Annotated in this window: 14 protein-coding genes; 6 read left to right on the top strand and 8 right to left on the bottom strand. The window is 42.5% G+C overall.

Going from position 1 to position 19491, the window contains the following annotated elements; all coding sequences use genetic code 11:
- Positions 1-165 precede the first annotated feature (165 nt).
- Positions 166-2181, bottom strand: coding sequence for a type I pullulanase (gene pulA, locus IH598_04600; GenBank protein MBE0637778.1), 2016 nt, complete (start codon positions 2179-2181; stop codon positions 166-168).
- Positions 2182-2440: 259 nt separating this feature from the next.
- Here pulA and IH598_04595 point away from each other — a divergent pair, with 259 nt between their 5' ends.
- From IH598_04595 to IH598_04585, 3 genes are read left to right on the top strand one after another with little or no spacing between them, the layout of a single operon-like run.
- Positions 2441-3592, top strand: a complete 1152-nt coding sequence (locus IH598_04595) for an AI-2E family transporter (GenBank protein MBE0637777.1) — start codon at positions 2441-2443, stop codon at positions 3590-3592.
- On the top strand, positions 3552-4802 hold the full coding sequence (locus tag IH598_04590; GenBank protein ID MBE0637776.1) for a class I SAM-dependent RNA methyltransferase: 1251 nt from the start codon (positions 3552-3554) through the stop codon (positions 4800-4802). The genes IH598_04595 and IH598_04590 overlap by 41 nt, the downstream gene beginning before the upstream one ends.
- A 48-nt stretch (positions 4803-4850) precedes the next feature.
- Positions 4851-8015, top strand: a complete 3165-nt coding sequence (locus tag IH598_04585) for an N-6 DNA methylase (GenBank protein ID MBE0637775.1) — start codon at positions 4851-4853, stop codon at positions 8013-8015.
- Between the two features lie 65 nt (positions 8016-8080).
- On the opposite strand, the gene IH598_04580 is transcribed toward IH598_04585, so the two are convergent.
- The 6 genes from IH598_04580 to IH598_04555 all read right to left on the bottom strand — a co-directional run bounded on the left by IH598_04580 (position 8081) and on the right by IH598_04555 (position 14578).
- Complete coding sequence (locus IH598_04580) at positions 8081-9100, bottom strand: ketoacyl-ACP synthase III (GenBank protein MBE0637774.1); 1020 nt, start codon at positions 9098-9100, stop codon at positions 8081-8083.
- Positions 9101-9116: 16 nt separating this feature from the next.
- Complete coding sequence (gene plsX / locus IH598_04575) at positions 9117-10067, bottom strand: phosphate acyltransferase PlsX (protein ID MBE0637773.1); 951 nt, start codon at positions 10065-10067, stop codon at positions 9117-9119.
- Positions 10068-10112: 45 nt separating this feature from the next.
- Entirely contained in the window at positions 10113-10301 is a 189-nt protein-coding gene (gene rpmF / locus IH598_04570; protein ID MBE0637772.1) for a 50S ribosomal protein L32, read from the bottom strand.
- Positions 10302-10339: 38 nt separating this feature from the next.
- Positions 10340-10858, bottom strand: coding sequence for a DUF177 domain-containing protein (locus IH598_04565; GenBank protein MBE0637771.1), 519 nt, complete (start codon positions 10856-10858; stop codon positions 10340-10342).
- 140 nt (positions 10859-10998) lie between these two features.
- Positions 10999-12534: an AbgT family transporter gene (locus IH598_04560; GenBank protein MBE0637770.1), complete on the bottom strand. Its 1536-nt coding sequence runs from the start codon at positions 12532-12534 to the stop codon at positions 10999-11001.
- Positions 12535-12553: 19 nt separating this feature from the next.
- Positions 12554-14578 carry a S9 family peptidase gene (locus IH598_04555; GenBank protein ID MBE0637769.1) on the bottom strand — a complete coding sequence of 675 codons (2025 nt, stop codon included), beginning with the start codon at positions 14576-14578 and terminating at the stop codon, positions 12554-12556.
- A 301-nt stretch (positions 14579-14879) separates the two neighbouring features.
- On the opposite strand from IH598_04555, the gene IH598_04550 reads away from it, so the two are divergent.
- The 3 genes from IH598_04550 to IH598_04540 all read left to right on the top strand — a co-directional run bounded on the left by IH598_04550 (position 14880) and on the right by IH598_04540 (position 18479).
- Positions 14880-17276, top strand: a complete 2397-nt coding sequence (locus IH598_04550) for a TonB-dependent receptor (GenBank protein ID MBE0637768.1) — start codon at positions 14880-14882, stop codon at positions 17274-17276.
- Between the two features lie 14 nt (positions 17277-17290).
- Entirely contained in the window at positions 17291-18055 is a 765-nt protein-coding gene (locus tag IH598_04545) for a hypothetical protein (protein MBE0637767.1), read from the top strand.
- Positions 18056-18152: 97 nt separating this feature from the next.
- Positions 18153-18479 (top strand): multidrug efflux SMR transporter, encoded by a 327-nt coding sequence (locus IH598_04540; GenBank protein MBE0637766.1) that lies wholly within the window; start codon positions 18153-18155, stop codon positions 18477-18479.
- A 118-nt stretch (positions 18480-18597) separates the two neighbouring features.
- Here IH598_04540 and IH598_04535 read toward each other — a convergent pair.
- Positions 18598-19491: hypothetical protein (locus IH598_04535; GenBank protein MBE0637765.1), on the bottom strand; the 894-nt coding region annotated here is incomplete at its 5' end.

The following is a 19491-nucleotide window of genomic DNA, read 5'->3' as shown; positions in this document are numbered from 1 at the left end:
ATTTGGGCCAGGCGGGACTGAAAACGTTTCAAACGGTTTTCGATCTCCGTCTCGGCGGGTTCGAGCCACGGATCACTTTCTACCAGTGCAAGTCGGGTTTTATCTGCTCTTTTTGTTGTCATAGTTAAAAATGAACAAGGGTTAATTCATGTTGAAAATAAATGATTAGTTGGCCACTTCAGCCAAAACAAGGGCGGAAATTGGTGGAACATTCACCCGGTTGTTGCGGATAGTGCGGTAACCATTAACGTTTAATCCATATTCGTTGAATACCTCAGTCCAGGTAGCTCCGGGCAGGTCGATGGGTTGCGCCTGTCGTGTGGAGTTGTAAATAACAATGATGGTTTGCCATGCTTCCCCGCCGGTGTAATCGCTCAGTTTAAAAGCCACAATCCCTGGTATTTTCAGGTCGAGAAATTCAAGATTTTGCTGAATGACCTCTTTGTTTGTCATCCTGAAAGCAGGGTGCGATTTGCGTAAAGTGATCAAATCCCTGTAATACCCGAATACATCCTGATAAGTATGTTTTCTTTCCCAATCTATCTGATTGATGGAATCAGGGGACTGATAAGAATTTTCCACCCCTTTTTTAGTTCGCAGAAAATCAACGCCTGCATGGAGAAACGGAATCCCTTGTGAGGTCATCACGATCGTGTTGGCCAGTTTGTGCATTTTAATGATTTCGGCTTCGGTGGCTTCAGGGGCTGAAATTTTCAGTTTATCAAAAAGAGTGTGGTTGTCGTGGCACGACACATAGTTGATGCACTGGTAAGGTTGACCTGCCCATGGCGCCTTTGAATAGTTAATCAGGGAGTAATCCACCTGTGGATGTTCGGTAGCTGCAACCACGCCGAATTTGATGCTTTCCTCGAGGTCTTTTGCACCGCTGACAAATCCTTTAGCTTCATGGTTATTCCATGAACCTTTTATCCCATCACGGATATCGTCGCTGAAAGCCGCAATACTATCCAGTTGATAGGTCAGATGTTTCAATGCAAGTTTTGCGTCCGGTAGTGGGCTGTTACCGGCTTTCCACCCTTCGCCATAAAGGAAAATGGTTGGATCGATGGCGTGTAATTCCTTACTGATCATGTTCATGGTTTCGATGTCGTGAATCCCCATCAGGTCAAAACGGAAGCCGTCAATTTTATATTCATTTACCCAATGCTTCAGTGATTCGATCATAAACCTGCGCATCATTGGCCGTTCAGAAGCTGTTTCATTTCCACAGGCAGATGCATCTGACCAGGAACCGTCCTCCCGTTGCCGGTAGTAGTAGCCGGGTACCAGCAAGTTGAAGTTGGAGTTTTCGGTATAACCGGTGTGATTGTAAACTACATCCAAAACCACGCGAAGCCCGTTGCGGTGCAGCGCTGCCACCATCTCTTTGAACTCACGGATCCGGGTTTTAGGGTTGTATGGATCGGTGGAAAAGGAACCTTCAGGCACGTTGTAATTTAGCGGATCATAACCCCAGTTATAGCGTTTTTCGTGCAATTTGGTTTCGTCAATCGAACGGAAATCAAAAGCCGGAAGGATATGAATATGGGTTACACCCAACTCCTTAAAATGATCAATTCCGGTTTTCTGGCCATGAGGACTGGTAGTGCCTTCCTCAGCCATTCCAAGGAACTTGCCCTTGTTTGTGATTCCTGATTCCGGGTGAATAGAGAGATCGCGCACCTGTACTTCATAAATAATGATATCATTATAATTCTCAAGAATTGGTCGTTCGGTTTCTTCCCATCCCTCCGGATTTGTCTCCTTTAGGTCGAAAATAGCGCCGCGCTTGCCGTTTACACCCACAGCAGTTGAATAAATACCGGGCGTTTCATCCAGCCACTCGTTTTTATATTTTATCTGGAATGTATAAAACAGGTTTTTTAAATCTTCATTAAAACGGGCTACCCAGGTTCCTGCTTCATCCTTTTTCATTTTCTTTTCCATGATGGGGTCGCCGTCAATCCCGGTTTCATAAATCCGGACCCTAACCTCTTCAGCAGTTGGCGCCCAAATCCTGAAACTTGTGGCCGCAGGCGTGTAGTTCATTTCGAGATCAGATCCTGTGTAAACAGGATAACTGTTGTAGTCATTCGTGTCGAAAGACTCCCCTTGTGAGCAGGACAGCAACATTGCCATGGATAGGAAAAGGATTAAGTTGAGTACACATCGTTTTTTCATTGCCCTTGAGATTAGAGGTTAAGAATTTGGAGGCAAAATTAGGGAAATCTTTTTAGTAGCAAGTATTTACCGGGGCTATCTGTCAAAGCTAATTTGAATTGCAATGGCGCTAAGGTGCAATGACACTTTCGCGTTTTTTAAGATTTTATCAGCGCCATTTTCGGGAAATACTAAATTTGTAAAAATTCCTCCAAAGGGATATTCGTGATCATGAATTTAACGCTTTGCGCTATTAATCAACAAAACAATGCCTCACTCCATGGATAAGCATTTCCCAATGATTCAAAAGGCCACTTACGTCCTGCTTTTCATCATTTTGTTGTTTGTTGTCCTGATTGTGGCCAGGGATTTTTTTGTTCCTGTCGCTTTCGGGCTGTTGCTGAGTTCATTGCTTTATCCGCTTTGCCGGTACCTTTGTCGGCTTGGGATCCCAAAAGGGCTTTCGATCTTTGTTTCGGTTATTGTGATGATGATATTTTTTGGCGGCCTGACGCTGCTTTTTATCAATGAGATTGCGCGAATGGCAGAAGAATTTCCTGATATCAAACAAAAAGCATTTGACAACATTAATGATGTATCCCATTACATTGAAGACAATTTTGGTGTGGGTATTGAATGGCAGAAACAGTGGGCGAAAGGGCGTGTCAATAATCTTTTTGCAAGTGGAAACCAATTTGCTAACAACCTCCTGAATGCCACGGCAGGTACTCTTTTCAAAGTCTTGATTATGCCTGTTTTTACATTTTACATTCTATTATATCACGAACGGTTCAAAAAATTTATACTGCGTCTTGCACCCCAAAACCGTCAGGATGTAGCAAAAAAAATTCTCAAGGAGATGTCCATTGTGTCGCAGCGTTATTTCGGCGGTGCGTTTGTGGTGGTCATGATTTTGATTGTCATCAATACAACAGGGTTGTATATTATTGGGCTCAAATATCCTATCTTCTTTGGCGTTATCTCCGCCATTCTGAATTTTATCCCCTACTTCGGAACATGGATTGGCGCATTTTTCCCGTTTATGTTCGCTGTTCTGACCGGCGATTCCATTAATCTGGCTATTTCTGTGCTGATCCTGTTCACTTTTGTGCAGTTCACCGAGAATAACATTCTTACACCATTTATAACCGGTGGGTATGTTCGGTTGAATCCCTTCATCACTATTTTAGGGCTCATCGCCGGCGGGATGGTGTGGGGAGTGGCCGGCATGTTGCTGGTGATCCCGTTCCTGGCCAGCCTGAAGATCATCTTTGAAAATATTGAAGCAACGCGCGACTTTGCCTACCTGATCGGATCAACGGATGACGAGCCAAAAAGTAATTTAAAGAAGAAGATCAGGGCATTCTTTTCACGAAAAAAAATTCAAACACATGACAAATACAAAACCGGTGATCATCAAGAAGAAGAATGAATTGCAGGACAACGCTCCCCAAAACACACCGGAACAATCAACTTTTTCGCTCGTTGCAAAAACGATGGCAGGTCTCGAAGAATTATTGGCCAGAGAGATTGGCCTGATCGGGGGTAATAACATTCAGGTCCTTCACCGCGCAGTTTCATTTGAGGGTGACCTGGAGACAATTTACAAGGCAAATTACGCATGTCGCACTGCTTTGCGAATTTTAAAGGTAATTGGCATTTACCGCGCAGGCAATGAGCATGAACTCTATCAGCGGATCCTCAGCATTGATTGGTCGGATTACATTACCGATGAGCAAACTATCGCGGTAGATGCGTTTGTGACCAATTCAAAAATGACCAACTCCCATTATGTTTCACTCAAGGTGAAAGATGCGGTGGTGGATCAGTTCAGACGCAAAAGCGGCATCCGGCCTTCGATTGATCTTGAAAACCCCGATCTGCGTATCAATGTCCATCTGGCAGGAGATCAATGCACGATTTCGATTGACAGTTCCGGAGAATCCCTTCATAAACGCGGTTACCGCGAGTGGCAGGGTGAAGCTCCCATCAATGAGGTATTGGCCGCAGGTATGATCCTGCTTACAGGCTGGAACGGAGAAACCCGTTTTTACGACCCGATGTGCGGCTCCGGGACACTATTGATCGAAGCGGCGATGATCGCAAGGAACATCCCTCCGGGCTTTTACCGGAGAGATTTTGGTTTTATGAAATGGGCAGATTTTGACCGTGAAACGTGGTTGAAAATTAAAGGTGAAGCTGACCGAAAAATTAAAGCCACAACCCCCTTGATTACCGGCGCAGACGCAAACCAGCGGATGCTGTCCATCGCAGCCCACAATCTCACCGAAGCCAGAATGGAGAATCTGGTAAGCCTGAAGAAATTGGCTTTTGAGGATAGCCCAATTCCTGAAGAACAGGAAGGCATTATTGTCACCAATCCGCCGTATGGTGAAAGGTTGGAAAAGGATGATCTGAACGGATTTTACAAAATGATTGGCGATGTGCTGAAAAAAACATACACCGGCTGGGATGCCTGGCTGATCACATCGGATTATTCGGCTTTGAAATCGGTTGGTTTGCGCACTTCACGCAAGATAAAACTTTACAACGGCCCGCTGGAATGTCGCTTCGTGAAATATGAAATGTATTCAGGGAGTAAGAAGAAAGCGAAGGAGGATGATGGCGAGAAGAGTTTATGATTGATTAAATGCAATGTTTTAAATTAATTACCCACGGGGCAATTCAAAATGAAGATCGAAAGACAACTACAAGGCACTTTAAATACAATTTTCACCGAACTGATAAAGGAAAAAGGTTTGGAAGGAAAGATTCAGCCTTATCCTGCGCAGGAAGAGTTTCGTGCTGACATCACACTTAAAAATAAAAACGGCAAGCCAATTTTCTTTATCGAACTCAAAGACCCAACAGCCAGGGATGGCAAGAGTGTTTTCGACAGTGATGTGTTGATGCGAGAAGTCGAAAGGGCTCAACGATTGGATATCAAGTATTTTGGTAATTGTAATTTTCTTGCATGCGCTTTCTTTGAAAGAGACAAACTTTATGACAGGGTAAGTGTCAACGAAGGATTCTTCTCATTACTGGATATTTACCGATTAAGCGTAAGTTATTCCCCTTCAAAAGAAATTGAAAACAAACTCCGCAACATTGCCGAATTTTATCTTGATCGGGCGCTTGAAATTTTGGATCGTAAGCCTATTACATTCAGCAATCTTGATGAATTATTCATTTTCAAAATTCGAAAACTAATTGAAGTCTATTCTCATCCTATCAGCGTTTTAGTGTGGGAAAAATTTAATAGCGACAAAGCTTTTCACAAGGAAATTGCAGGTTATGCACAAAAACAGTTGTGGAATAAGCCATCATCTTTTGAGGAAATTGAAAACCTTACCCACATTGGAGTTTTGATGCTCATATCGAAACTCATTTTTTATAAAGCTTATGCTGATAATGCAACCTGGCGTAACTTGCCCCCAATTCACGTGCCTCATTCTGTTAACACTCCTGAAAATCTTGAAGAAATCATTTGGCAATACTTTACTGAATTTAAAGAAATTACCAGAAACTTCGAGTTGCTTATTGGAGAACGCTCTGATATTGTTTTCAAAATTCCTTTTGTAAGTGACGCCTCAATTGACCTTGTGAAGGATATTCTTGATGCTGGTGGTCATTACAATTTCAGCAACATTCCATTTGATATCATCGGAAGAATCTTTGAGGAACTTATTCGCGAAGATGAACGCCACAAGCTTGGACAGTACTTTACACCTCCTCATGTAATTGATTTGATCAATGCTTTTGCTATTCGAAAAAGCAATGATAAAGTTTTTGACCCTTCGTGCGGCTCAGGAACATTTTTAGTTAGAGCCTATGAACGTAAAAAAGCATTAGCAAGAGAAGAGGATAAAGGGGTTAAACACGAAATCTTTCTCAATGAAATTTACGGCAACGACCTTTCAAACTATCCGGTTTACCTGAGCATGCTCAATCTGGCAATACGAGATACACGAAGGCCAAGTTATCCGAGAATTGTGAACAAGGATTTTTTTGCTATTACTGAACATTTAAGACTTGACTTACACAATCAGAAGGGGATAAAGGAGAAGAAGATTTTGCCAAAATTTGATGCTATTGTTGGGAATCCGCCCTATACAAGGCAAGAAGAAATTGGTTCTATGCATGGAACGGTAACTAAATCCCAAATTCAAAAACTGATCAAAACTGAATGTGGGTTTGAACCATCGCAAAGAACCTCAATTTTCGCTTACTTCTTCTATCACTCCGGAGTGTTTCTCAAAGATGGGGGTTATCTTGCCTTTATTTGTCAGAACTCCTGGCTTGACACCGATTATGGGATTGATATGCAGCGCCACCTGCTCAGAAACTATGAAATCATTGCAATCATGGATAGTGAAGTTGAGCGTTTCTTCCCATCGGCCTCTGTCAACACTACAATCGTTATTCTTCGCAAACAAAGAGAAGAAAAAAAACGAAATAAAAATATTGTTAAGTTCATTTGGTGTACTGATTCATTAGCCAATACCATCAGGAAATACAAAGGAGTAGATGATTTAAGGGAATATTTTTTTGAAATAAGCCAGAACACAGAAAACGAATTTTTCAGAATCAACTGTATTACACAGGAAACCCTTGCCAATCATACTAAATGGGGGCAATTTCTTAAAGCTCCCAAAGTTTATTTTGACATTTTGAGTAAAGGAGCCGACAAATTTGTTCCATTAAAACAGTTAGCCAATGTAAAATTTGGGATAAAGACAGGTTGTAACGAATTTTTTATTTTAGAAGATAAAACCGAAACAGCCACAAGTTTAATGCTTGCTGCAGCTTTAAACAATTCAGAAAAATTTTCAACGATCGAGCAATTAAAGGACAATCGACTTAGGTTAGTTTTGAATGGATTTAACGAATTGTGGCTGATTGAGGAAATATTTTTAACGGCTTGTATTAAAAGTCCAAAAGATTTAAATTCTTACACCACTTCAGGTGATTGTTTTTTATACCAATTGATTTTTACTGATCTTCCAGAAAGTGAATTACGATCATATAAATTTGTTACCTCTTATCTAAAAAGTGGTGTGAGAAAACAAATTGATAAAAGACCTACATGTGCATCTCGTAATCTATGGTATAATATTAAGAAGGAAAAACCCTCAGACATTTTATGGCCAGAAATGTATTTTGATCGTTACTTTGTCTGTGAAAATAGCCAGAAAATAATGGAAATAGATAAATTTTATGGTATCTATTTGAACTCAGCTAAACAAAGGGCTTACTACTCTGCCATTTTGAACTCGACCTTTTATCAATTGCATAGGGAATTTATTAGCTTTAGTTCATTAGGCGATGGTATAACTAAAACACCAGTTTATTCAGTTAAAGATATTCCAGTACCTAACTTTGAGAAGTCCTCCAAAATTGTTTCAATTTGGAACAAACTAAAATCAAAAAAAACTTACTCGCTTGAAACAAACAAAATTGAAAGTTTACGCATTGAATTGGATAAGGTATTTCTAGAAATTATTGGGTTTAGTAAACTTGAAATTGCAAAATTATTACCCGAACTTTACGAGTCAACCATAAAAATAATTGAAGCACGTTTGTTAAAAGCACAAAGCTTAAAGGGAGTAAAAGCTCAACGCAATAAAGTAGCGTTCAGTGCATATACCAACCAGCTCAAAGATGCGCTTGTTGAAGGCCGGTTTGAGGCAAAAAAAACGTTCAAATTTGCCAGGCAATTACAAAAACTTTCTATGGAAATCACAAGTGATACCAGGCTTCAGAAGAAAATCCTTGATTCGTATTGGAAAGAAAAATTTGGAGTTCAGTTTGACGAAAAAGAAATCGCCAAAAACGAACAGGCAACTCTATTCTAAACTCCATAAATTGTAGCAAATTTACATTTTATGTTGCCTATTGTCGACTGAAGACTCCTGACTGCCTACTTCTTTTTCCCTGCTTCAGCAGCACCATCATACGCCCATTTCAGGTAAATAGCGCCCCAGGTGAAACCACCTCCAAAAGCTGCAAGGATGATCTTATCCCCTTTTTTCAATTGCTCTTCCCATTCCCAGATACAAAGCGGAATGGTTGCAGAGGTGGTATTGCCGTAGCGTTCGATGTTGATCATCACCTGATCGCGGTCAATACCCATGCGGCGGGCAGTGGCTTCGATGATGCGCATGTTGGCCTGATGCGGAACAAGCCATGCCAGTTCTTCAGGGCTGATGTTGTGCTTTTTCATGATTTCCACCGAAACATCGGCCATCTTGGATACGGCATACTTGAACACCGGCTGACCTTCCTGGTAAACGTAATGCTCGCGTGCATCCACCGTTTCGTGGGAAGCAGGTTTCACAGAACCGCCGGCTTTCTGATGCAGGTGAATTCTTCCTATGCCGTCCGATTGATGAATGGAATCGATGATCCCCACATCTTCTGTTGTTGGCTCGAGCAAAAGTGCTCCGGCAGCATCTCCAAATATCACGCAGGTAGTACGATCGGTATAATCGATGATGGATGACATTTTATCGGCGCCAACCATGATCACCTTTTTGCACATCCCGGTTTCGATGTACATGGCAGCAGTGGTGAGCGCGTAGATCTGGCCTGAGCAGGCGGCGTTGATATCGAAATGAAAAGCGTTTTTAATCCCTACTTTATCGGCAATAATGTTGGCGGTAGCCGGAAATTGCATGTCGGGTGTAACGGTGGCACAGATCAGCATGTCAATTTCGTCGGGGTGAGTATTGGTTTTTTCGAGCAATCCTTTCACAGCTTCGGCGCCCATATCGGAAGTTCCTTTATCCACGCCCTTGAGGATGTGACGGGTTTTGATACCGGTACGGGTCATGATCCATTCATCATTTGTATCCACCATACGTGTTAACTCCTCATTGGTCAGAATATATGGTGGCACAAAACAATGAATACCCTTGATTGCTGCTCGAATCCTGGTCATAATTACTGGAAATAAATTAATTGGAGTATTTGAATAGAGCTTGTTTGACTTTATCCGAAAGCTTTGCCAATGCAATGTTGCGCGATAATAGAATCATGTTTTTAATGGCAATGGAACTCGAAATGCCATGGCCAAGAATTACTGTACCGTTGAGCCCAAGAATCGGGCTTCCCCCATAATTCTCGTAGTTAAACCGCTCGAAGTAATTATCGAGGAGATTTCGTTTTTGTAAAAGACGGTAAAAAGACTCTATTTGTTTAAGCAGGATATTTCCTGTAAAGCCATCACAAACCACTACATCAGCTTTAGATTTATACAAGTCACGGCTTTCGATGTTCCCGATAAAATTGAAATCTTTCGACTCTTTCATCATCGGAAAGGCAGATTGTGTAAGGAGGTTCCCTTTACCCTCTTCTTCACCGATATTGAGTAACCCGATGCGGGGTTGTGCTATTTTCATGACACTTTCGGCATAAATAGACCCCAGTAAACCAAACTGATACAAAACATCTACTTTAACATCTGTATTGGTACCGATATCGAGAATGATGCTTGTCCCTCCGTTTTCCTGGGGAATATGAGCAAAAGTGGTGGGACGGATAACCCCTGGAATTGCTCCGACACTGTACATTGAGCCAACCAACATGGCGCCTGAGTTTCCGGCACTGGCAAAGGTGTCGATCTTATTGCTTTTCAATAAACGCAGTCCTACAGATATGCTTGAATCCGGTTTTGATGAAATGGCTTTCAATGGTTTCTCTCCCATTTCAATCACCTGTGTAGTGTGAATGATTTTGAACCGGTGGGAATTAACCCCTTTTTCAGAAAGGTAGCTGCGAATTATTTGCTCATCACCGATAAGCACAATATGGACATCACGTGGCAATTCGCTGATGGCAAGCAGAGCGCCATCAATGATTGCACCTGGTGCAAAATCACCACCCATTGCATCTAATCCGATTCTCATCAGAAAGAAGCTTTGTTGAGATTTAGCTTATCCGGTGATAAATTGTTAAACTTCATTTTTTTGCATCACAACTTTTCCTTTGTAATAGAGATCCCCATCAACCCAGTATGCTCTGTGAAATACATGCACTGTTCCGGTTGTAGGGCATTTAGCCAAAGTTGGCATTTTTGCCTTGTCGTGCGTCCTTCTTTTATCTCTCCTGGTTTTGGAGATTTTTCGTTTTGGATGAGCCATTTTAAATATTAATTATGTTCGGTGTAAAAATCAATTGTTTATTTCTTTTTCAACTTTTTGAGGGCTTCCCATCTCGGGTCTTCCTCGTGTGTGTCCGGGTGATATCCCAGCAATTTCAACATTTCCGCATTGCATGTGCTGGATCCGTTTTCGTCATCCGGATGAATGCACTGCATGGGCAGCGTCAGACCAATGAATTCATAAAGGTAGTGCGCAATATCAATCTGGTATTCCGATTCCGGTATGATGATGATTTCATCCGAAATATCTTCCCAATCCTCTCCAAATTTGAAAATCAGCCGGTGATCACTATCCACCGGGTAATTAATCAGGTCGAGGCATCTGTCACATTCCACTTCGATAAAACCACGAATTTGAAAATCGAAAATCAGCATGCGTTCCTGACGGTTGAGCTCAACGCCAACTGCCAGCGAACCCTTTTTGAACATCGAATAGTCCAACGCTTCAAAGAACTTATCATCAATTACGAATTCATAATGATGAACTCCAAACTTCAATCCTGTGAATGGAATGACAAACTGTTTAAGATAATTCATCGTAAAATTCCTTCAAAAAATTGGGCGGCAAAATTAGAAAAATATCTTATATTAACAAAAACATCTTTTTTATTACCGCTGAAACGCACTACCTTGATTTTTCAAAACAATTGTCGCTACAAGGTTTCAGCCGGATGATGCTATTGAATAAAAATCGGGCCGTCAGGGCCAAGTGGCAAGCCTGTCAACATCCATACTACCAGTAAAAGTGTCCATGCAAGGGTCAAAATCAACGTGTAGGGAATCATTGTTGAAATAATGGTGCCGATCCCGTATTTTTCATCATATTTTTGGGCGAAAGTTACAATCAGTGCAAAATAACTCATCATCGGTGTAATCAGATTAGTAACCGAGTCACCGATTCGAAAGGCAGCCTGGGTAAGCCCAGGGTGGTATGGCGGATCAATGAGCATGAGCATTGGAATGAAAACCGGCGCCATAATGGCCCACTTGGCTGAGGCCGATCCCATGAAAAGGTTGATGAATGCCGATAAAAGAACGAACCCGACAATCAGCGGAATGCCGGTCAATCCAATCTGCTGCAACCCGTTAGCTCCTTTGATGGCAAAAATGATCCCCAGGTTGCTGTAGTTGAAAAAATAGACAAATTGTGCTGCAAAAAATACCAGTACAATGTATCCTGCCATGCCACTCATAGATTTTGTAATGTGTTTTACAACATCCTTGTCATTTTTGATGGTTCCTGCTATGATGCCGTAAATTAATCCCGGGATAAAGAAAAAAATTAAAATCCCGATGATGATACCATCGAAGAAAGGCGAGTTCAACACTTCACCGGTTTCGGGATTGCGGAAAATTCCATTTGAGGGTATCACAGTGATTGCCAGCAATACAATTGTTACAAGCAGACTGTATCCTGCCCACCGCAGGCCTTTGCGCTCAAGTGATGTCAATTGCTCGATGGGAACACGCGGGGCATTGCCTTTGTACTCGCCAAGCCGGGGCTCGACAATTTTTTCGGTTACCCACGTGCCAACAATGATCACTACAAATGATGAAAAAAACATAAAGTAATAGTTCACCGCAGGATTCACGGTTACATCAGGTCGGATAATTTGTGCAGCGGTTTCAGTGATGCCGGCTAATACCGGGTCAATGGAGCCGATGAAAAAATTGGAGCCAAATCCACCGCTGACCCCAATAAAAGCGGCAGCCAAACCGGCTATCGGGTGACGGCCGAGGGCATGGAAAATCAAAGCACCCAGAGGAATGAGTACAACGTATCCTGCTTCGCTGGCTAAATGAGAAATGATTCCTGCGGTCACAATAGCCGCAGTGATCAGTCTTTTGGGTGATTTAAGAACCAATGCCCTGATCATCAAAGTAAAAAGTCCTGAACCTTCAGCTACACCAATACCCACCATTACTACAAGTACATATCCAAGCGGTGGAAAGAGCAGGAAATTGGGTAAAAGATTGGAATACATCCATCTGATCCCATCGGCACTAATCAGATTGCGGGCTTTAATCACAGCTCCGGTAACAGGATGAGTGGACTGAACATCAGTAATGTATCCTAACCAGGAAAAAAAAATAACAATCAATGCCAGTAAGGCAAAAATAGTAGCAGGATGTGGTAATTTATTGCCAACAAGCTCGATCATGTCGAGCGAGCGGGCAAAAAGTCCTTTTTTGTCTTTTTTGGTTTTAATCATCTCAGGCAAGCAGATTAATTTAGTTGTAATTGAGGTATTTTTCCGGAAGCACTGAAGAGCCCGGCTGTTTGATCAGAAAGTGCTCAAACCAATCGAGTGTGCGGACAAGGTAGTCGTAACGGTTAGTGTTTTTTGCGTTACCATGACCTTCACCGGGATAAATAACAAACCTGACAGGCGCTTTGCTGTTCAATTTCAGCGCACGATGGAGTTCCATCCCCTGCGAAACAGGGATTCGAGGATCTTTTTCTCCATGAAGAATTAAGGTAGGCGTTTTACTTTGATGGGCATATTTTACCGGGCTGGCAGCCCAAACTTTTTCATGGTCTTCATGGTTCCAGAAACCCCAGTGCACATGATAATCCTCCATCGGAATATCCGTTGTATTGCGCTTCGAAACCTGGTTGGATACGCCAACAAAAACCACTGCGGCAGCAAACCGCTCTGTGTAGCGTGTGGCCGACCATGCAGCAAAATATCCCCCGTAAGAACCTCCGCCGATTCCAACTCTTGCCGGATCAACCATTCCTTTGCCGATGAGATAATCAATCCCATCCAGCACGTCATCGTATTCCTTTCCGACCAGATCTCCATAGCCGGCCATCGTAAAATCAACTCCGCGTCCTGAGCTGGCGCGGTAGTTTGGGAAAAACACAAAAAAATCTTTGGCCGCGGCAAACTGTCCCCATTGCGAGTAGCCCGATAACCATCCGTTTTGAACTGCCGCTTCAGGGCCACCATGAATGTAAGTGATCAGCGGGTACTGTTTACCCTCAGTAAAATTCAAAGGATACATCAAAACACCTTCGATCTTCCATCCGTCGCGGGCAGTGAAGGTCATCTTTTCCTGTCGGGCTAAATCAACATTTGCAAGCCAGGGATTTTGATTCGTAAGCCGCTCAACAGATCCCTTTTTCATTTCAAAGCGTATGAGTTCCTGTGGATGTGAAGGTGTATGCCCCGCAAAATACAAAACCCCGTTATGATGCTGAAAACCTCCGAAGCAAACCTTTCCGCCTTCCAGCACCACTCTTTGCGAATGATCGCTCACATCAATACTTCTGACTGTTATGTCAGTGCTTTCTTCAGATGCAAAAAGCAACGTATTATTGTCCTGCCATGTCAGGTCAATGACCGATAATTCCTGTCCTTCAACAAGATTTTTAATGTTGTTGTAGATTAGCCATTTGCCTGTTTCAAAAACAAAAAGGCTTCCTGCCACCGCATCTTCGAGCATTGAAGCTGCAATGAAAGCCAGTTTTTTGCTATCCGGACTCCAGGTCATTTTTCCCAATTTGCCTGGATTTTCGATCTTTTCAAGCTCCTGGCCATTCGTCGCATCCAGGATGTGGATTCTCTTAAACATGTAAGAACCATCCACCGTGTTTTCCTGTGAAATGGCCGCAGCGATTTTCTTTCCGTCTGGACTCACCGTGAAATCGAAAACGGAACCACTCTGCGTCAACTGCACCATCTGGAGGTTTTCGATGTTGTACCGCCAAAGAACGATGTTTTGTAACTCCTCTTCGAAGATCACCATATCGAAGCCTTGACCAAGCAATTTTGTTTTTGCTTCCGAAGCAGGTTCAGTGACTGTGATACCAAGGGTTTTATCATCAATAAACTGGTAAGAACTTACCGCCCGGTCGAGGTCGGTCAGTTGCCGGATGGATGTGCCATCGGGGTTAATGGCAAATACCTGCATCCCTTTTGTTGTAGCTGTTGCCTGACGGTAAGTGATCATTTTCCCATCCGGAGTCCATCCGATTGATGCTACCACAACACTGCCTGTTATGATAGGTGTGCTTGCTTTACTGGTCAGATCGAACAAATGTAACTCGCGGTAATTGGCGCCGGCGCCTTCAGCTAATGGCCTGTTTACGTAAAGTGTGTAAGCCACATATTTGCCATCAGGGGAAATGCTAACCTCAGCAACGAAGTTGATGTCGTTAATTTGTTTCGGCTGTAACCCTGTTGAAAACAATGTTTGAACAGATAAAAACAAAACAAAAACCATCATGAAACTCAATTTTAGCTTTGTCATTTGATATAATTTTGAATTTTAAAACAGGCAGGAATTTGCCTCAAAAAGAGGTGAATTTTAATTCCGTAGTCAGATGCGAAATTTATCCTCATAAGGGGGGCAAAAATAGTCATTTTTCAATTTCCGGTATTAGCCACCGTGGTAAACAGGAAGTTAAACAAAAAGTATCTACTGCAGCAAATTATTTAAACGGTTTTGCTAAAAACCTGCTACCTTTGAAACTTTTCTGTTGAATGTTTGTTTGATAATTTAACAGATTAGTTAAACAAAATAATTCGTTGACTTCAAAATTAGTTGGACTGTGAAAAAATCAATCATCATATTTTTACTTTTGATCGTTGCCCAGGTTATTTATGCTCAGTCAGGGCGCATCGAGGGACGGGTTTTTAATGCCAAAAACAATGAGCCGCTTCCTTTTACCAACATTGTGATCTTTGGAACCAATATTGGGGCAACATCCGATCTTGATGGAAAGTTTATCCTCACTGGAATCACCCCCGGTTTTACCAGGTTGGCGGCTTCATCTGTTGGGTTTGAAAATTATGTTTCTGAGGATTTCCTGGTGACCAATGCCCGGACAACGTTTGTTGAACTTCCGATGAATGAAACATCCATCAAACTGGATGAGGTTGTTGTGAAAGCATCACCGTTTGTCCGAAGCCAGGAGAGCCCGGTTTCGTTGCGAACATTAAATATTTCTGAAATAGAACGCAGCCCTGGCGCTAACCGCGATATTTCCAAGGTAATCCAGTCTCTGCCTGGCGTTGCATCCACTCCGGTGCAGCGTAACGATGTGATTGTGAGGGGTGGCGGTCCAAGCGAAAATTCGTTTTTCCTCGACGGTATCGAAATTCCCATTATTAACCACTTTGCCACCCAGGGAGCTTCGGGTGGCCCGGTTGGAATCATCAACGTTGATTTTATCAGGGAAGTAAATTTTTACTCCGGAGCTTTTCCCGCATCGCGTGGAAATTCCCTCAGTTCAGTGCTTGATTTTCGCATGGTGGATCCAAAAAAAGATGACTGGAATTTCCGTGCAACCCTTGGCGCCACTGACCTTGGCTTTACTGCTAACGGCCCTATTTCTGAGAACTCCGGCCTGATATTTTCCTTCAGGAGGTCTTATCTTCAGTTCCTGTTTGATGCGTTGGGGCTTCCGTTTTTACCTACATACAACGACATCCAGTTCAAATACCGATGGGATATTGATAAGAAAAATCAACTGACCTTTATCGGCCTCGGCGCTTATGACGTTAATAAACTGAATACCGGTATTGAAAATCCTACAGATGAACAACAATACATCCTTGATTTTCTCCCTGCCAACGACCAGTGGAGTTATACTTTTGGCGCTGTTTACAGGCATTTTTCCACAAACGGATTTCACACGTTGGTGCTCAGTCGGAACATGCTGAATAATATAGCCTATAAATACCAGGATAACGTTGAGGCAGAGGAAGCCAAAACCTTTGATTACGACTCGCAGGAGGCCGAAAACAAGCTGCGGTATGAGTTCACCGGGAAGCAATCGGGGTGGAACTACAACTACGGAGCAGGAGCAATGCTATCGAACTATCAAAACAATACTTTTCAAAAGCAGTATGTAAATGATGAGGTGATCAGGGTGAATAGCGTGGCAGATTTAAATCTGCTGAGCTGGAACGTGTTTGGGCAGGTGAGCCGTGGTTATCTCAACGATCGGCTCAACCTTTCATTGGGCGTAAGGATGGATGCCAATGATTACTCCTCCACCATGACAAACATGCTTAAACAGTTTTCTCCGCGACTGTCTGCTTCCTATGCACTGGTTGAAAAATGGTATCTGAACGCAAACATCGGTCGTTACTACCAGCGGCCGGCATACACAACCCTTGGGTTCACGGATAACGAAGGTAATTATGTGAACCGTGAAAATGGTTTAACCTACATTGGAGTAAATCATTACGTGGCAGGCCTGGAATATGTTCCAGATGAACAGTCCAAAATCACGCTCGAAGGCTTCTATAAATTCTATAACAACTACCCTTTTTCAGTCAAGGATTCAGTGAGTATTGCCAGTAAAGGAGGGGACTTTGGGGTCTTTGGAAATGAAGAAGTTGTTTCAACGGATAATGGTAAAGCTTATGGTTTCGAAGTTTACGCCCGCGACACCGATTTTTTCGGCTTTAATTCCATTTTATCCTACACCTTTGTAAGGAGTCAGTTTGAAGATGCAAATGGCGAGTACATTCCGGCAACATGGGATAATAAGCACATACTCAATATTACGTTTCTCCGGGAACTGAAGAAAAACTGGAACATTGGCGGAAAATGGAGGTTTGTCGGAGGAGCACCCTATACACCTTATGACGAAGAATATTCAAGCTACAAACTCGCCTGGGATGTTCAGGGAGGTCCGTATCTTGACTACAGCCAGTTTAATGAACTGCGCCTTGATTTTTTCCATCAACTCGATGTGCGGGTGGATAAACAATATTTCTATGATAAATGGACGCTGATGTTCTATGTTGACATTCAGAATCTATATAACTTCCAGTCTAAGCAGGCGCCGGTCTTTACACGGGTGCTCGATGCCAACGGGGTTCCGGTCATCATCAACCCGTCAGCTCCACCTCCTGATCAGCGTTATCAGTTAAAAGAATTGCAAAGTACATCTGGTACAGTATTGCCAACAATCGGAATAATGGTTGAATTTTAAAATTACTACCCACTATGAAAAAACATTTGATTTTAAACCTTATGCTTGTGGTTGCACTGATGTTATCATTTCAGAATGAAGCATTTCCGCAAAGAAAAAAAGATAAAGTTCAGCCACCGGAAATGATAACAACCAATTTAGATGGCGCCGGACTTGAAATCACACTCGAAGCAACTCCCGGTAAATCGCACAACCATCCTATGATGGCAGTCTGGGTGGAAGATTCCGGCGGCAAATACATTCAGACATTGTACGTCAATGAGTCGGTGGCCAAAGGCTATTTCAACTACGCGGACAAATCAGAAGGTAAATGGAAACCCGGAGAACTTGTTCGCCCTGCCTCCCTGCCGGTCTGGGCACATAAACGTGGAGTAAAATCCGACGCTGGCCACTATATGCCAACGCAATCCAACCCGATTCCCGATGCTTACACTTCGGCCACTCCTGAAGCCGGATTTGTGCTTCAGTCAAAAACTGACAAATCGGTGGCAGGGAAATTTAAAGTCCTTTTCGAAATCAATCAGTCCTGGGACTGGAATGAATACTGGACAAACAGTAAGTTCCCTGATGATGATGAGTACAAAACATCTGCTCAGCCTTCTGTGGTTTATGCCGTAGATATTGATCCGGAAAAACTCCAGGAATCTTACGAATTAAAGCCGGTTGGCCACGGCCATCATTCAGGCAAAGACGGCAACATTAACCCTGATTTAAGCACAATCACTACTGCCTTGCAGATAGTGGAGATAATTACCGTGAAGGTAAGCAGGAAAAAGTAGATAGTGAGGAGTAATCAGCAAGAAGAAGTCCCTTCTGGAAATTTGGCAGCGCGCAATCAAACATCTATACTAACTGATTCTTAAATTGATAAGAAGAATGAACTGGATACTTCTGATTATTGCAGGCATCTTTGAAGTTGGATTTGCTTTTTGTTTGGGAAAGGCCAAAGAAGCAACAGGTTTGATGGCAACTTATTGGTATTTAGGGTTTCTGTTAAGCTTAGCGATCAGCATGTACCTGCTTGTAAAAGTAACCCAGCAATTACCCATTGGAACTGCTTATGCTGTGTGGACAGGAATAGGCGCCGTTGGGACAGTGCTTGTGGGAATATTTGTGTTTAAAGAACCAGCAACATTTTGGAGGGTGTTTTTTATTTCAACTTTGATTGCATCGGTTATCGGACTTAAAATAGTGTCGAATTAAACTAATAAAATCATTGATGTCCGGGCAAAGTTCATTTAAATTGCTGACAGCCTTTATTAGTCTGGCCTCCCAAAGATGCGGGTTGACAAAAAATTATCCCGGACAAAAATGATACATTTTATTTCTTTGCCTCACTTTGTTTGAAACGGATGAAGGAGATTTTTTCGCCTTCGTATTTTTTCTCCAAAATCCGGATATCCTGGTGACTTCCCGGCAACATGGTTAATCTGTTGATAAACTCCCATTTGTTTAGGGTATCCACTTTGTCTTTATCCGAATCAAACACCTGGCAAATAACAGCTTTATCAGCCACCGACTGATCCAGTTGGTTCCGTTGTTTCTGCCAGTCCTTCACATTTACAGTCGAAAAGTAGTCGAGCATCGTCGAAAAGCTATCCGGTTTTAACGCAACAATCTCCTTCCGGTTTACTTTATCCAACACAATGGTCAATGTATCTGTATGATAATGTGGCGACTTCACAACAAAACTGACAATGCTCTTGTCGGTGCTGAATAAAAATGATCCATCTGATTTGCACAGTTGACTTGACTGGGGCGCCCCTTCTTTAAGCAGTGCTACCTCAATGATGGTGTTTGTAATGGGTTGCTGCGTTTCTTCATCAATGAAAACAAACTTGTAATCCCTTGTACTAATGATCTTGAAAACAAAATAAAAGATCACAAGAACCAATATCACCAGCACAGGGATGAGAACAAAATACCGGTTAGCATTTTTTGGGGCAACCAACGGATGAGCATTGGATGGTGAATTTTTGAACTTAAAATCATCCCAATTGGAATAACCGGCATATTTGCTTAGGAGATTTAGTGTATCAATGCGGGGTAAAGTGTCAGCCGAAGTTTTAAAGTGGGTGTAAAACCATTTTTCACTGATGCGCGCATTTACCTTTTTTAGTAACTCTTCCTGGAAATTAACAATATCCTGAACTTTCCATGCTCTCATATCCGGGTTCAGCCCGGGATAGGACTGCTGCATTTTCAGCACAATCTT

Source organism: Bacteroidales bacterium (assembly GCA_014860585.1).
Classification (GTDB): domain Bacteria; phylum Bacteroidota; class Bacteroidia; order Bacteroidales; family 4484-276; genus RZYY01.
The sequence above is the reverse complement of the archived record's forward strand: the minus strand, read 5'-3'. Positions and strand labels throughout refer to the sequence as shown.